The sequence below is a fragment of the Saccharopolyspora galaxeae genome, from assembly GCF_016526145.1.
Taxonomy (GTDB): Bacteria; Actinomycetota; Actinomycetes; order Mycobacteriales; family Pseudonocardiaceae; genus Saccharopolyspora_C; species Saccharopolyspora_C galaxeae.
The window spans coordinates 361,730-376,759 of sequence record NZ_JADDUE010000004.1 but is presented as its reverse complement, the minus strand read 5'-3'; the positions used below and the strand labels follow the sequence as shown (position 1 = coordinate 376,759).

General features: G+C 70.3%; 10 protein-coding genes and 3 tRNA genes. 9 read left to right on the top strand and 4 right to left on the bottom strand.

Annotated features, from left to right (window positions below; all coding sequences use genetic code 11):
• Positions 1–85: 85 nt before the first annotated feature.
• The 6 genes from gltX (at position 86) to INP57_RS12090 (ending at position 4,843) form a co-directional block, all read left to right on the top strand.
• The gene (gene gltX, locus INP57_RS12115) at positions 86–1,600 is read left to right on the top strand and encodes a glutamate--tRNA ligase (protein WP_200070237.1); all 1,515 of its coding nucleotides are present in this window, start codon (positions 86–88) and stop codon (positions 1,598–1,600) included.
• Positions 1,601–1,722: 122 nt separating this feature from the next.
• Positions 1,723–2,502 (top strand): HAD family hydrolase, encoded by a 780-nt coding sequence (locus INP57_RS12110; protein ID WP_295141012.1) that lies wholly within the window; start codon positions 1,723–1,725, stop codon positions 2,500–2,502.
• A gap of 192 nt (positions 2,503–2,694) precedes the next feature.
• Positions 2,695–2,766: transfer RNA gene (locus INP57_RS12105), tRNA-Gln, on the top strand.
• A gap of 62 nt (positions 2,767–2,828) precedes the next feature.
• A tRNA-Glu gene (locus INP57_RS12100) sits at positions 2,829–2,901 on the top strand.
• A 530-nt stretch (positions 2,902–3,431) separates the two neighbouring features.
• A tRNA-Glu gene (locus INP57_RS12095) sits at positions 3,432–3,507 on the top strand.
• 586 nt (positions 3,508–4,093) lie between these two features.
• Positions 4,094–4,843, top strand: a complete 750-nt coding sequence (locus tag INP57_RS12090; protein ID WP_200070236.1) for a class I SAM-dependent methyltransferase — start codon at positions 4,094–4,096, stop codon at positions 4,841–4,843.
• Between the two features lie 91 nt (positions 4,844–4,934).
• Here INP57_RS12090 and INP57_RS30315 read toward each other — a convergent pair whose 3' ends face one another.
• The 3 genes from INP57_RS30315 to INP57_RS12075 all read right to left on the bottom strand — a co-directional run bounded on the left by INP57_RS30315 (position 4,935) and on the right by INP57_RS12075 (position 10,611).
• Positions 4,935–8,222, bottom strand: coding sequence for a ferritin-like domain-containing protein (locus tag INP57_RS30315; RefSeq protein ID WP_200070235.1), 3,288 nt, complete (start codon positions 8,220–8,222; stop codon positions 4,935–4,937).
• 36 nt (positions 8,223–8,258) lie between these two features.
• Positions 8,259–9,707 (bottom strand): flavin monoamine oxidase family protein, encoded by a 1,449-nt coding sequence (locus INP57_RS12080; RefSeq protein WP_200070234.1) that lies wholly within the window; start codon positions 9,705–9,707, stop codon positions 8,259–8,261.
• A 151-nt stretch (positions 9,708–9,858) separates the two neighbouring features.
• Entirely contained in the window at positions 9,859–10,611 is a 753-nt protein-coding gene (locus INP57_RS12075) for a class I SAM-dependent methyltransferase (RefSeq protein WP_200070233.1), read from the bottom strand.
• A 317-nt stretch (positions 10,612–10,928) separates the two neighbouring features.
• Between INP57_RS12075 and INP57_RS12070 the strand changes: the two genes are divergently transcribed.
• The gene (locus INP57_RS12070) at positions 10,929–11,705 is read left to right on the top strand and encodes a class I SAM-dependent methyltransferase (protein ID WP_200070232.1); all 777 of its coding nucleotides are present in this window, start codon (positions 10,929–10,931) and stop codon (positions 11,703–11,705) included.
• Positions 11,706–11,952: 247 nt separating this feature from the next.
• Here the strand turns inward: INP57_RS12070 and INP57_RS12065 are convergent, their stop codons facing one another.
• On the bottom strand, positions 11,953–12,654 hold the full coding sequence (locus INP57_RS12065; protein ID WP_200070231.1) for an IclR family transcriptional regulator: 702 nt from the start codon (positions 12,652–12,654) through the stop codon (positions 11,953–11,955).
• 118 nt (positions 12,655–12,772) lie between these two features.
• Here INP57_RS12065 and leuC point away from each other — a divergent pair, with 118 nt between their 5' ends.
• Positions 12,773–14,176, top strand: a complete 1,404-nt coding sequence (gene leuC / locus INP57_RS12060) for a 3-isopropylmalate dehydratase large subunit (protein ID WP_200070230.1) — start codon at positions 12,773–12,775, stop codon at positions 14,174–14,176.
• A 27-nt stretch (positions 14,177–14,203) separates the two neighbouring features.
• Positions 14,204–14,806, top strand: a complete 603-nt coding sequence (gene leuD, locus INP57_RS12055; protein ID WP_200070229.1) for a 3-isopropylmalate dehydratase small subunit — start codon at positions 14,204–14,206, stop codon at positions 14,804–14,806.
• Positions 14,807–15,030: the final 224 nt, after the last annotated feature.

Genomic DNA, 15,030 nt, shown 5'->3' with positions numbered 1-15,030 from the left:
TCAACGTCTGTTGAATAACCTCACCATCCTCCTACCGGAGTCGCTGGTCAACCACGGAACCGGGCTCGCTAAGCTGGACCGCGTCATGAGCACGTCAGAGGTCACCGCCACGCCGCACAGCACCGTCCGCGCCCGGTTCTGCCCGTCGCCGACCGGCACACCGCACGTCGGGCTGATCCGCACCGCCCTGTTCAACTGGGCCTTCGCCCGGCACCACGAAGGCACCCTGGTGTTCCGCATCGAGGACACCGACGCCAGCCGGGACAGCCAGGAGTCCTACGACGCGCTGCTGGACGCGCTGCGCTGGCTCGGGCTGGACTGGGACGAAGGCCCCGGGGCCGGGGGTGAGCACGGCCCGTACCGGCAGAGCGAGCGCAAGGACATCTACGCCGACATCGCGCAGCGCCTGCTCGCCGCCGGTGAGCTCTACGAAGCCTTCTCCAGCCCGGAAGAGGTCGAAGCCCGGCACAAAGCCGCCGGCCGCGACCCCAAGCTCGGCTACGACAACCACGACCGGCACCTCACCGAGGACCAGAAGGCCGAATTCCGCGCCGAAGGCCGCAACCCCGTGCTGCGGCTGAAGATGCCCGAGCACGACCTCGCGTTCACCGACCTCGTCCGCGGCGAGATCACCTTCCCCGCGGGCAGCGTGCCCGACCCGGTCCTGGTGCGCGGCAACGGCGAACCCCTCTACACCCTCACCAACCCCGTCGACGACGCGCTGATGCGGATCACCCACGTGCTGCGCGGCGAAGACCTGCTGTCCTCGACGCCCCGCCAGATCGCGCTGTACGAATCGCTGCGGCGCATCGGCGTCACCGACTTCACCCCCGAATTCGGCCACCTGCCGTTCGTCATGGGCGAGGGCAACAAGAAGCTGTCCAAGCGCGACCCGCAATCCGACCTCTTCCACCACCGCGCACGCGGATTCCTGCCGGAAGGGCTGCTGAACTACCTCGCGCTGCTGGGCTGGTCCATCGCCGACGACCGCGACGTGTTCACCCTCGACGAGATGGTCGAAGCCTTCGACATCGGGCGGGTCAGCGCCAACCCCGCCCGGTTCGACCAGAAGAAGGCCGACGCGATCAACTCCGCGCACCTGCGGGCGCTCGCACCCGACGACTTCGTGCAGCGCGTGGTGCCGTACCTGATCGACGGCGGCGTGCTGCCCGCGGAACCCACCGGCGAGCAGCTCGAAACCGTGCGCGCCGCCGCGCCGCTGGTGCAGGAACGGCTGATCGTGCTCTCCGACGCGGTGAACATGATGGGATTCCTGTTCGCCGGCGAAGACTTCGAGCCCGACGAAGCCTCCGCGCAGAAAGCGCTCGGCGAAGACGCGCGCCCGGTGCTCGAAGCGAGCATCGGCGCGCTCGAGCAGCTGCCCGAATGGGACACCGACTCCATCGAAGCGGCGCTGCGGGCCGCCGTCGTCGACGGGCTCGGCATCAAACCGCGCAAAGCCTTCGCGCCCGTGCGGGTCGCCGTCACCGGCCGCACCGTGTCCCCGCCGCTGTACGAATCGATGGAACTGCTGGGCCGCGAAGTGTCCCTTAGCAGACTCCACCGCGCACTGGACGGGAACACCGCGGAAATGCGCTGAACGGGTGGCGGTCGGAGCGCCGCCACCCCCAACGGCCCCAGCGGCACTAAACCGTGCCAGGGAACCGAGTATCACCGGCTTGGTCGAGTCGGGTACGCCCGGTGATCACCTAGCCTCTCGGGGTGACAACCGCGCCTGAACCGCCGAACGCACCCCCGCCCGGCCCGATCAAGGCCGTGTGCCTGGACATCGACGACACCCTGCTGGACAACGCCACCTCGTCCCGGATGGGCCTGCGCGCCCTCATCGGCAACGACGCCGCCTGGCCGGTGTGGCGCAGCACCACCGAGCAGCACTACGCGCGCTTCGTCGCCGGCGAGTACGACTTCGCCACCATGTGCCGAGAACGCACCCGGGACTTCTTCGCCGCCTTCGGCGAACAACTCGGCGACACCGAAGTCGCCGCCCGCGAGGACTACCGGATGGCCGCCATGCAACGCGCCTGGCAACTGTTCGACGACGCGCGCCCCTGCCTCGACTGGATGCGCGCCAGCGGCCTGCGGCTCGCCGTGATCACCAACGCGGACAGCGCCTACCAGCGCAAGAAGATCAGCGACACCGGGCTCGCCGGAACCTTCGACGACCTGGTCATCTCCGGAGAACTCGGCGTCGCCAAACCCGACCCGCAGATCTTCCACGCTGCCTGCACCGCCGTCGGCGCCGAACCGCACGAAACCGTGCACGTCGGCGACCGGCTCGACACCGACGCGCTCGGCGCCGCCAACGCCGGAATGCACGGCGTTTGGCTCAACCGCAACGGAACCGAACACGCCCCGCCGGACGGGGTGTCGATGATCACCAGTCTCGCCGAGCTGCCCGAACTGCTCGTCTGCGACCTGCCCGGCATCCCCGAAGCAGCGGCCCCGCAGGACGAAACGAGACACGAGCGCGCCCTCGCCTGAGCCCCGGCCGGGCCGCCACCGGACCCGGCCCGGCCACCACCGCGCCCACCAGCGAAAACGACCCGAGCAGGGGGTGCCTTACAGCGCCCCCGCGAGGATGTTCTAGTATTTAACACCAGCAAGACGGACAGCGGCCGCCGAGCCGGACTTTCCCCAGAAGCCCGGACGAACAACGCTGAACGTCAAAGCCCTTGGGGTATGGTGTAATCGGCAGCACGACTGATTCTGGTTCAGTTAGTCTAGGTTCGAGTCCTGGTACCCCAGCGCGAGGATCAAGACCGAGTGCGTTGATCACGATCAGCGCGAAGGTCGCGATCGTTCGCCGAGGCCCCGTCGTCTAGCGGCCTAGGACACCGGCCTCTCACGCCGGCGGCGCGGGTTCGAATCCCGTCGGGGCTACACGCGCGTGTTCAAGGCCCGCCCCTTTGGGGGCGGGCCTTTTCCCGTTTTTGTCTGTCTATCTGGGGGGCGACCCCCCAGACCCCCACGGTGCGGTGGTTGCGTGGGGAGGGCTCCTCGCCATAGGTGTGTGGAGGGGCTGGGTGGGGACCAGCACTTGTGTGGGGCCACTCGCGTGTGTGGTCGCCTCCGCATGTGTGGTTGCCACTGCTTGTTTGGGGCCTCCGCATGTGTGGTCGCCACCGGCGCTTGTTTTGAGCCACCGCAGGTGTGGTCGGCCACTGCTGTGTGGGCGCTCGTGCTTCGCACATTGAGTTGTGGGGTCGGCTTTGTGTGGTGGCGGGGAGTGCGTGGCTCGTGCTTCGCACATCGAGGTGAGTGGGGGCTCGTGCTTCGCACGTCGAGGTGAGTGGGGGCTCGTGCTTCGCACGTCGAGGTGAAGTTGGGGCTCGTGCTTCGCACGTCGAGTGTGGGAATGGGGGTGGGGGTCTTGGTGGTGTGGGGGTGTTGTAGAGTTCTCGGTGTAGCGCGGTCCCGTCGTCTAGCGGCCTAGGACACCGGCCTCTCACGCCGGCGGCGCGGGTTCGAATCCCGTCGGGACTACCAAAGCAAACATTGTGCGAACCGCTCCTTCCGAGGTCGTTCCCGCTGGTGAGGTGGGGGCGGCCTCGTTTTGTCGCGGGGCTGGGGGAGTGGGACCGGGACGAGCCGGCTCGGGTCGGTGATCTCGGTCCGGGGCGCTAGGGCTTCGGTGCGAGCCTTGCGCTCGTCGGGTGTGCCGCTGTTGGTGGTCTCGTCGATGTGGTCGGCGACCTGTCGATGCGGTTGGACAGGGCACGACGGACTTGACGGACTGAGCACCTCCGTCGGAGGTGCGGTGTCCGTGTTCGTTGCGCAGGTCGGCGACGGTGTTCGCGCTGGAAAACGGATGCTCGGTCACCAGCGGGCGTGTCCGTGATCGAGCGTCGTGTCGACGGAGTGGTCGCCGCACGGCGACCCCGGACTCCTGCGGGACGCCGTTGCCGAGGGCTGGACCAGGGCAGGACGTCGTCGATTCCGGTCGGCGAACTCCATCCGCCGGAGTGTCTGATCGGCTCGCATCCCGCGATGCCGAAAATTGTCGGAATTTGTGCAAATCCTGCGCATCATTTCACCCGAACGGGAATGGCGGCTGCAGGTATCGTGCCAGGACATGGAATCATCGGGAAAAGAGTCCATTGCTGCGCGGTCCGCGGAAGTCGGCGCGCTTTTCGACGACGTGGCCGAACACTTCGACCGGATGGCCACCCGGATGATCGACGCGGAAGGCCCGTTCCGCACCTGGCTGGACGCCCAACTGCCCGGCGGTGACCGAGCGCTCGACGTCGGGTGCGGTACCGGCAGGCACTGCCCGCTGCTCGCGGAACGCTACGCGCAGGTGCTCGGCGTCGACCTGTCCGAAGCGCTGATCCACATCGCGCGGCGGACCCGGCCGGCCGCGAACATCCGCTACGAGGCGCGCAGCGCCTACGACGTCGAGCCCGCGGCGGATGGCGTGTTCGACGTCGTTTTCGCCTTCAGCGCCGTGTTCCACATGCGTCCCTACGAACAGATCCTGCCGCACCTGCGCTCGCTGGTCGCCCCGGGCGGGCGGCTGGTCGTGCTGGAACCGCAGCGGACCGACCTGCACGCCCGGAAGGGCCGGGACGCGGACTGGCACATCCCGGTCGCGTTCCAGAACGCCGAAGCCGTGTACCGGGCCACCGCCGATGCCGGGGCGGCCACGGACGCGTTGAACCTCTTCCTGCACCCCAGCTGGCACAAGCTGGGCGAGCTCAACACGCTGCCGAGTTCGCAGGAATTCCGGGACGCCTATTCCGGGTGGTTGCCGGGTGCGCAATTCTTCGACGGGGTGGCCGTCGCAATGGCCGCCGCCGTCTGGCAGGCCCCGGACCCGAATTGAACGAGGCTTCGTCGATCTGATCGCGGCGGCATCGATCCGCTCGGCAACCCGACCGCGAATGCGCACCGGGAATTCCGCGAGACCATCGCGGTCACGGTGCCGACCCGCGGAACTCCGCGGCGTAGGAGCGCATCAGCTCTGCGACCCGCGCGGGCAGGCCGGGTTGTTCCGCAGCCTGGCGAGCGAGGTGGTCGAAGCGGCCGCCGAGCGAGCGCAGCGCGACATCGGGACGGGCGAGGAAACCCGGCTCCTCCTCCAGCTCGAAGGACGGCCCGGCGGTGCGGCCGGGCCGTCCGGACGGCAGCGTCACCAGGTGCTCGGCGATGGGCCGCAGCATCCCCGTCATCACGTCGATAGCCGCGTTCATCAGCCGGGAGCGCCGCAGGCTGGCGTCGGCCGCGCCGTGGAAGTGCTGCAGCATCAGCTGGTGCATCAGGAAGTACGAGCGGTTGAACAGCACCATGGCCGAGCGCGCCTCCGGCGCGGTGACCGGTTCCCTGGCGCCGTCGCCCGCGTGCAACGTCGGATTGCGCAGCACCGGGTACGCGGGTGTCCACGGTGGACACCGCTGGCCGGGCGCCTCGACGCGGTGCGCCATCAGCAGGTCGGACATCCGCAGGAAGGTGTCGTAGTGCGAGTCCTCGTCCGCGGGCCCGGGCAGGACGTTGCCCTCGCCGTGCTCGGTGACGAAGTCGATGGCGAACAGCGCGCTGGGGACGTCGTCCACCTCCAGCTGGTAGTCGGGGTGGACGTCGTTGAGCGACCTGCGCATGAACAGGTGGTGCTCGCCGCCGCCCCGCCCCCGCTGCACCAGGAAGAGGTCCGGCACCGCGCCGATGCCCTCCCGGATGGCGGCGTAGAGGTCGCTGAGCGACTGGTACGGGTACGCCTTCCCGGCCGCGTCCGGCGCGACGTCGCCTGCGATCTCCCTGGTCAACGAGTGCGGCTGCTCCAACGCGATGAACCGCTGCACGCTCCCGAGCCCGAACCCTTCCAAGGCCAGGTCGAGCGGCACCTGCAGACGGTGGTTGACGCGGCCGAAGTCGATGTCCGGCAAGTGGAACGGCAACCCCATCGCCGTGATGATGTTGTTGATCACCAGGAAGTGCACCATCTCTTCCCGCGCCACGCTCAGCAGCTCGCCGCGCATCCCGTTGCGCAGCGTCTCGGTGCCGTCGCCGCAGGCCAGCCGCAGCTGCTCGGCGGTCCACTCGCCGCGCCGCACCAGCTGCTGCCCGGCCTCGTGCGTCGGGATCGACCAGGCGGCGTACAGGTACTGCAGCATCCCGGCGAGTTCGACGCTCGCGGCCTCGCGCAGCGCGTCGCGCAGCTGACCGCGGGTGGTGATGGCGCCGGGGCGATCTCGCCGGGCCACGAGCTCCGGCGGAGCGGGCGCCTGCTGCCTGCGCAGGTGGGCCAGCAGCAAGCGGCCCTGCGGCCGGGTCAGGTCGCGGGTCGGCGGCATGTAGAACGTCTTGTCCCGGTGGCGCGGGTCGGACATCAGCCAGATCAGCCGCGCGTAAGTGCCCACCTTGCTCTGCTCGGCCAGGCTGAAGACCTCGTCGGCCATGAACGAGTACAGCAGCTCGTAGGGCGCGAAGACCTCCCGGTAGAGCAGGTCGTGGGTGACCTCCGCGCGCGGAATCTCGTCCAGGTGCCGGGTGTCCGGCAGCACGCGCACGTCCGCGCAGCCGACGGCGGGCCAGTAGCCCGTGCGGTCGTCGTTGTCGTACGCGCGGGCCGCTGAGCCGGGCTCGTCCGGATCGCACGGCGGGAGTTGGCCTTCCGGGAGCAGCAGCAGCCGGGTGGCGCCGGCGGTGGCGCAGCGCACCGCCAACACGGCTCGGCCCTGTTCGTCGGTGTCCAAGGTGCAGGATTCGGCCCAATCCGCGGCGCCTTCGTCCGGCCGGACCTGCACGATCTGCACCGCACCGCACCGGGCGTCCGCGGCCTGGGCCCGCGGGTCCCGCGGCAGTGCGCGCGGGTTGAAGAACTGCACCACCCGCAGGCCGTTCAGCGGAGCGGGGCGTCCCAGGTGGTACGTGCGGACCGGTACCCGCGCGGTGCCGTCCCCCGCACTGCCGTCCCGCTCGGTGCTGTCTCCCTCGGTGCTGTCTCCCTCGGCGGGGTCGAGGAACAGGCAGGAGTCGTCGATCCGCACGACCGACTCCTCCTCGGCGAGCAGCACCGCGGACTCCTGCCCCTCGCGGACGAGCACCAGCGGCTCGTCCTCGGCTGCGGCGCATCCCGGCTCGGTCGCAACGGTGACCAGCCCGCCGGTCCGCTCGGTGTCCGCGCGGTAGGCGCTACTGGGCAACCGCGCGACCAGCTGCCCGGAGCCGCGCGTGCGCAGCTGCAGATCTCCCAGGTCCAGCCGCGGCCCGAGCCGGTGCACCCCGTCCGGACCGGGCTCCGGGCTCCGTCCCAGCGCGGGCACCGCGGTGATCAGGTCGAAGGTCGTGTGCTCGCCGGTCACCTGCACCGCGGCGTTGTGCAGCGGAGCCGGTTCACCGCGCCGGCGGGGTTCGCGCGCGGTGAGCAACCGCCCCGCCGGACAAGTGCGCTCTTCCGCGGGGTCGCGGGCAGCGATGGTGCCGCGCACCTGCCAGACGTTCGGGGTGTCGTTGTCTCGCGGTGCGGCCATGTTGCTCAGCGCGTAGCGGACGACCAGACCGCCTGGGCCCGCCGCGGCGCGCAGCAGCCGTACCGCCTCGGAAATCTCCGCCTCGGGTAACCACTCCAGGCCGTCGGCGTCCACGGCGAACTGATGCACGACAGAGCGCCGGAACCAGGATTCCAGCGGGTGCTCGCCGACTCCGTGCACGTGCTGCGAGTTCTGCCAGCGAGGTGGCTGCGGGCCGTCGACCGCGCCGACCGCCATGTACCCGGTGTCGTGCGAGCGACCCTGGCGGCCGAAGCAGAACTGACCCGCCAGCACGGTGGTGGTCCAGTCGGACGCCGGGTCGACGTCGAAGACGCGAGCCCGGTTGTGCGTGGTCGCCAGGTGCTCGTTGAAGTGCCCCCACAGGTCCACCGCCCGCCCGAGCACCGGATCCTGCGCACCGGCCGCGCCCGGCACGCGCTCCCACCCGGTGATGCGGGCGTCCAGCCAGAAGTGCCCGTTGCCGCCGAAGTTCCAGCCCTTGGCGGTGCCGAACCGCCCGTCCGGCCGGAGCCGGCCGTCGGGTTCGAAGCGCTCGCCGAGCCCGTCGAGGTGCTCGTGGTACTCCGCGGCAGGCCGGTCCCGCGGGAACGGCGTGCCGTCCGCGGTCAGCGCCTCGTTCGCGGCCAGGTCGTAGTGCCCGCTGCGCGGGCCGGTGGGCAGTCGGGTGATCGCCGTACCGGCGAAGTGCAGCCGGGGCAGGTCGAAGATGCTCACTGTTTCCCCCTGTTCACCGCTGCGCCGCGCGGGCGCTCACGATCGTTGCGCGCGGTCGGCCGCACCGGTCCGCAACGCCGCGTCCACGGCGCCGGTGACGGCCAGCGCCGCCTCGATGGCCCCGTTGATCCACGCCGGAGTGGACGAGCAGTGCTCACCGGCGAAGAACAGCCCTCCCTGCGGGCGGGCCGCGCGCATTCCCTCGGCCCTGGCCGCCGCCGCGTCCTTGCCCCACCGCCAGCGGTGCGCGGCGCAGCCCTTGCTCCAGCGGTGGTCGCCCCAGGAGATGCTCGCGGCGCCGAGCACGGCGCCCGGCGCCTTGAGCTCCGGGTGCAGCCCGGCCAGCTCCTCCAGCGAAGCGGCGTGCCTGCGGTCGGCGGGCAACCGGCCGAGCGGGGCGGCGTCCTCGGCGATCGCGTAGGAGCCCAGCAGCACGGCGCCCAACGCCGGGTCGCCGTCCTGCGGCAGGTAGTACGTCTGGCGCAGCCGCCCGCCGGTCGCGGACGCGCCGCCCGAGACCGCGGCGCGTTTCCAGAAGGGCTCCCGGCAGTGCAGTGCGATCTTCGTGGCCGCCGCGTACTCGACGCTGCGGATCACCTCCCGCTTGTCGTCGTCCAAGCCCGCCAGCTGCAGCTCGCGCAGCACCGAGAACGGCAGCGTGCACACCGCGACCGGATATCTCGAGAGCACGTCGACGCCCCGGTGCCGCAGCCCGACGAGCACCTGGTCGCCGCGGACGTGCAAGCTCACGACCTCCCGGTCCAGCAGGACCGGGCCGCGGAGCCGGGCGGCCAGCCGGTCGGTGATCCGGCCCATCCCGCCCGCCAGGTACCGCAGCCGGGTTCCGGTCTCCAGCAGCAGGTCGTCGATGAACCCGGCCAGCCGGACGCCGCACGCCTCGCGCAGTTGCGGATGGGTGTCGAAGGCGCCGACCAGGTCGAACCGGTCGGCCGGCCCGTGCACGTACGACGACAGGTCGACGCGGTCGGCTGCGCGCAGCATCGGGGTGATCTCCGCGGCCAGGCCCGTGCGCAGCGCACGCGGGCCCACCGCCCGGGCGAGCGCGGCCAGCCAGGCGCAGAACAGCACGGTGTCCCGCCGGAAGGAATCCACCGGGACCGCGCACCGCAGGTCCTCGACCACCGGCCCGGCCGCGTCCCGCACCCGGACGAAGCCGCGGCCGGTCGCCAGGTAGTTGTTCGGGTCGCTCAGGATCGTGCGGAACGGGCGCAGCGCGGGCGTGAGGCCGAGTTCGTCCACGTAGCGCATGGTCAGCGCGTGACCGGTCGGAATGCGCATCGCGCCCAAATCCGCGTAAGGGGCGTTGTCGGCGGAGCCGAACCGGTGGGTGAACACGCGTCCGCCGATGCGGCCGCTGCCCTCCAGCACGATGACCGAATGCCCCAGCCTTTCCAATTCGTGCGCCGCCACCAGTCCCGCGATCCCGGCGCCGAGAATCGCCACGGCGGGCGGTTCCGCCGCCACGTGAGATCTTCCCCCAGCTGTTCGCACAAAACGGATTATGTCGCAGTTCGCCGGTTCGCCACATCCATGATCACCCGGAAGGGCGATCGGTAGCGGAAACATTTCGCCGGGGTTTTTCAAATCGCGGGGAAAGCGCAAAAGCGCCGCGTCCTCAGCGGCGCACCGCGCTCACGAACCAGGCAGGCGCGGAAATCCTTCCCCGGTCGTCGACCGCCGCCCTGCCCGGGTCGATGCCGACCCCTTTCCGCGCGAACAGGGCGATGTCCGCCTCGGTGAGCGCGTCCCGGATCAGCGCGGTGGAAATCTGCGCGGTGCGCACTTCCAGAACTTCCCAGCGAGCGTCCAAGGTGGCCCGGATGCTCTGCTCGCCGACGCCCATCGGATGCCGCACGGCCGCGTCCTCGCCCGCCACCGCCCAGCACAGCAGGTGCAGTCGCGCGCCCGGTTCGGTGACCTCGTGCAAGGCGGCGGCGTATCGGTGCTGCTGCTGCGCACCGAGGCAGTGGTACAGCGCGCTGTCCACGACGGTGCCGAAGCGGCGCCCGCTGAGCTCGCCGAGCCGAGTGGCGTCCGCCTGCACGAACTCGACCTGGGCGGCGCATTCGCGGGCCCGCGCGCGGGCGCGGTCCAGAGCTGTCGGCGAGCAGTCGAACGCGGTCACCCGGTAGCCACGACCGGCCAGGAAGATCGCGTTCTCGCCGAGCCCGCAGCCGGCGTCGAGGACATCGCCGGAGAACGCGGTCCGGTCGGCCAGCTCCACCAGGGCGGGCTGCGGTTCGCCGATGTCCCAGGGGGCCACCGGGAAGGTCAGATCGGTTCCCGCCAGAAAGCGCTGACCCTGGTAGCAGGCTTCGAAATCGACGTTCTCCTTGACGAATTCGGGCGCGCCGGACTGTTCTGCCACGATGACCTCCTCGTCCGAACCGGCCTCCGTGCCGCACGCCGGTTTCGGCGCGATCTTCCTCCTGGGGGTTCGGGTTCGCAATAGGCGCGGCGTCCGGAACATTTCGGCTGGATTTTTCATGTCGCGATCAAAATTTCGGCAGGGCTGGTTTTCTCGCGCCACCATCGAGCGGTATCGCGGGCAACCGCGACCACCAGGCGAAATCGCGGACTACTTTGGTGCTCGCCAGATATGTGCGACCCGCGAGCCGGTGCCCGGGCTGTGCAATGCAGCCACACCTGCCGGTCGTGCGGCAGGGCCGAAGAAGGGGCGAGGCGATGGCCGAATCCACCGGAACGAATGAACCCGGCGCTTGGGAGTCCTATTGGCAGCTGGCCGGGACCAGCCCGGACCTGCCGGTGCCGTGGCACTTCGGCACCGCCGAGGACATGGCCCCCTACCTGCCGATGCTGCTCGCGGGGTTCGACTCCCGGCTGCCGCTGGTCGACGCCGGTTGCGGGAACGGCGGGTTGACCGAGCACTTCGCCGAGCACTTCGAGACCGTGCTCGGCACCGACGTCGCCGCCGCGGCGCTGGAGAAGGCGCACACCGGGAACGGGAACACCTGGATCGGGCGCACCAGGATCGGGCGCACGGGGAACGGGCACACCGGGGTCCGCTACGAACAGCTCGACAGCACCGACTTGGCCGCGGTCCGGGCGCTGCACGAGCGCATCGGCGACGCGAACGTGCACCTGCGCGGCGTGCTGCACGCGATGGCAGCGGAGCAGTGGCCGAACGCGTTGGCCGGCCTCGCCGTGCTGACCGGGCAGCGCGGGCGGGTCTTCGACGTCGAGCTCTCCGAACGCTTCACCGAGTCCCTCGCCGAGTTGGCGGAGTGCTTCGGCGAGTGGCCCGAAGCGATCCGGGAGGCGGCGACGACGGGCCTGTGGCCCGCCGAGCTCCCCGCTCAAGGGCTCACCGGGCTGTACCGGCGGCACGGGTGGCTGGTGCTGGAGGCCGGGGAACTGGCGCTGTCCTCCCGCGTCCCGTTGCCCGACGGAACCTTCCTGCACTTGCCCTTCGAGTACGCGCTCGTGCGCCGGCACGCCTGAACCATCCGGCCGCTCGGCCCAGAGCGGTCCGTCCGGTCCGATGTGCCGTCCGCACGGCGTCGCTGCGCCGGGTCAGCGGTTCGCCGCTCACTTCGTCGGCAGCGGCGGGAAGGACCGAGCGACATCTCCCGTTGCGCGGAAGGCCGACGGCGCCCGGAAATCCGCCAGCGCCGCGAAGGTCGACGGGCCCCGAGAGTCGATGAGCCCCGAAAGCCGACGGCCCCGAAGACGGATGGGCCCCGAAGGATCAGATGCGGTTCTGCAAGGCATCCGCGGCCGCCAACAGGTCGGCGGCCCAGCGGGCGCCCGGTCGGCGGCCCATGCGGTCGATCGGGCCGGAAACGCTGATGGCCGCCACCACCGTGCCCTGCGAATCGCGGACCGGGGCCGAGACGCTGGCCACACCCGACTCGCGTTCGGCGACGCTTTGCGCCCAGCCGCGGCGGCGGACCTCCAGCAGCGTGCGCTCGCCGAAGACGGCCTCGGCCAGCACCGCTCGTTGGGTGGCCGGATCCGCCCACGCCGCAAGGACTTTCGCGCCCGAGCCCGCCATCATCGACACCGTCGAGCCGACCGGGACCGTGTCCCGCAACCCGCTCGGCGGTTCCGCGGAAGCGATGCACAGCCGCTGCAAACCGTCCCTGCGGTAGAGCTGGACGCTTTCCCCGGTGACTTCCCGCAGTTTGGGCAGCACCGTGGACGACGCCTCCAGCAGCGGATCCACCGCGCCACCGGCCAATTCCGCCAGCGACGCACCCGGGCGCCACCGGCCGTCCGAGCCGCGGCGCAGCATCCGGTGCACCTCCAGGCCCACCGCCAACCGGTGCGCGGTGGCCCGCGGCAGACCCGTGCGGCTGCACAACTCCGTGAGGCCGCAAGGTTCTTCGGCCACGGCCTGCAACACGGCCACTGCCTTGTCCAACACTCCGATGCCGCTATGCTGTCCCACGTACCGATACTAACTTCTCGTCATCTGAGAAGTCCACTTCTTGGGACAGTGCCGCTGCGCAGGGTCTGCTTGCCCGCTGGGCAGCGGTGCGACCACCACCTTTCGATCGGGAGGAGCGATGGGCAACACGCTCGCGGAGAAGGTCTGGGACGGCCACATCGTGCGCCGAGGCGAGGGCTACGAGCCCGACCTGCTCTACATCGACCTCCACCTCGTGCACGAAGTCACCAGCCCCCAGGCGTTCGAGGGGCTGCGGCTGGCGGACCGGCCGGTCCGGCGACCCGACCTGACGATCGCGACCGAAGACCACAACGTGCCCACCACCGGCACCGAGCTGCCGATCGCCGATCCGGTCTCGCGCACGCAGGTGGACACTTTGCGGCGCAACTGCGAGGAATTTGGCGTCCGCCTGCACCCCATGGGCGACGCCGAGCAGGGCATCGTGCACGTGGTGGGGCCGCAGCTCGGGCTCACCCAGCCCGGCACGACGGTGGTGTGCGGCGACAGCCACACCTCCACGCACGGCGCGTTCGGCGCGCTGGCGTTCGGCATCGGCACCTCCGAGGTGGAGCACGTGCTGGCCACCCAGACGCTGCCGCTGCGCCCGTTCAAGACCATGGCCATCAACGTCGAAGGCACGCTGCGGCCCGGTGTCACGAGCAAGGACATCATCCTCGCGGTCATCGCCAAGATCGGCACCGGCGGCGGGCAGGGCTACGTCCTGGAGTACCGCGGCGAAGCCATCCGCCAGCTGTCCATGGAAGCCCGCATGACGATCTGCAACATGTCCATCGAAGCGGGCGCGCGGGCCGGGATGATCGCGCCGGACGAGACGACCTTCGAGTACCTGCGGGGCCGTCCGCACGCGCCGCAGGGCGCCGACTGGGACGCGGCCGTGGCGTACTGGAAGACGCTGCGCACCGACGAAGATGCCGAGTTCGACGCGGAAGTCACCCTGGACGCCGACGAACTCACGCCGTTCGTCACGTGGGGCACCAACCCGGGCCAAGGGCTGCCGCTGGGCGAGCGGATTCCGGATCCCGAGGCCATCGCCGAGGATTCCGAGCGCTACGCGGTCGAAAAGGCGTTGGCCTACATGGGCCTGCAGGGCGGCACTCCGCTGCGTGAGGTCGTCGTGGACACCGTTTTCCTCGGTTCCTGCACCAACGGCCGCATCGAGGACTTGCGGTCCGCAGCGGCCATCCTGGACGGGCGCAAGGTGTCCTCGGACGTGCGGATGATGGTGGTGCCCGGCTCGATGAAGGTCCGGCAGCAGGCCGAATCCGAAGGGCTCAACGAGGTCTTCACCGCCGCGGGGGCGGAATGGCGCTCGGCGGGCTGCTCGATGTGCCTCGGCATGAACCCCGACCAGCTGGCCCCCGGCGAGCGCAGCGCCTCCACGTCCAACCGCAACTTCGAGGGCAGGCAGGGCAAAGGCGGCCGCACCCACTTGGTCTCGCCGCTGGTCGCCGCGGCGACCGCGGTGCGCGGCACGCTGTCCTCCCCGGAAGACCTCGACTGACCGCCCGCGCAACAGGAGGAACCAACGATGGAACCGTTCACCACGCACACCGGTGTCGGCGTCCCGCTGCGCCGGTCCAACGTGGACACCGACCAGATCATCCCCGCCGTGTACCTCAAGCGGGTCGCGCGCACCGGGTTCGAGGACGCGCTGTTCGCCGCATGGCGCGGCGACGAGACCTTCGTGCTCAACAACGAGGCGTTCCGCAACGGCAGCGTTCTGGTCGCAGGCCCCGACTTCGGCACCGGATCGTCCCGCGAGCACGCGGTGTGGGCGTTGAAGGACTACGGCTTCCGGGTGGTCATCTCTTCCCGGTTCGCGGACATCTTCCGCGGCAACGCGGGCAAACAGGGCCTGCTGGCCGCCGAATGCGAGCAGTCCGATGTGGAACTGCTGTGGAAGCTGCTGGAGAACGAGCCGGGCACCGAAGTCACCGTGGACCTGCAAGAGCGCACGGTGCAGGCGAAAGACCTCACCGTCGGCTTCTCGCTCGACGACTACACCCGCTGGCGGCTGCTGGAAGGTCTCGACGACATCGGCCTGACGATGCGCCACGCCGAGACGATCGACACGTACGAGCAGCACCGCCCGGCGTTCAAACCGGCCACACTGCCCGCTCGCGAAGGCTGATCGGGAACCCGCCGGAGAACGCATTTCTCCCTGCTGTGCGGGAAAAACAATGTTTCCCGGCGGTCGCCGGGACGGCGTCGCGAAGCGCGGCGAGCAACGCCCAGGACAGCCGAAAGTCCCACGCCCCAACGAAAAAATGAGGCGTGGCGAATGGCATTCGGCTGTTCTGGGCTTTACCGTGGGCTTTGAGTCGGCCCGACGGGGCCGTTGTTGTCCTGGGAGGG

Excerpts from the sequence above, each read along its gene's own strand:
- gltX (WP_200070237.1), top strand. The coding sequence starts at position 86 with ATGAGCACGTCAGAGGTCACCGCCACGCCGCACAGCACCGTCCGCGCC.
- INP57_RS12070 (WP_200070232.1), top strand. The coding sequence starts at position 10,929 with ATGGCCGAATCCACCGGAACGAATGAACCCGGCGCTTGGGAGTCCTAT.
- INP57_RS12090 (WP_200070236.1), top strand. The coding sequence starts at position 4,094 with ATGGAATCATCGGGAAAAGAGTCCATTGCTGCGCGGTCCGCGGAAGTC.
- leuC (WP_200070230.1), top strand. The coding sequence starts at position 12,773 with ATGGGCAACACGCTCGCGGAGAAGGTCTGGGACGGCCACATCGTGCGC.
- leuD (WP_200070229.1), top strand. The coding sequence starts at position 14,204 with ATGGAACCGTTCACCACGCACACCGGTGTCGGCGTCCCGCTGCGCCGG.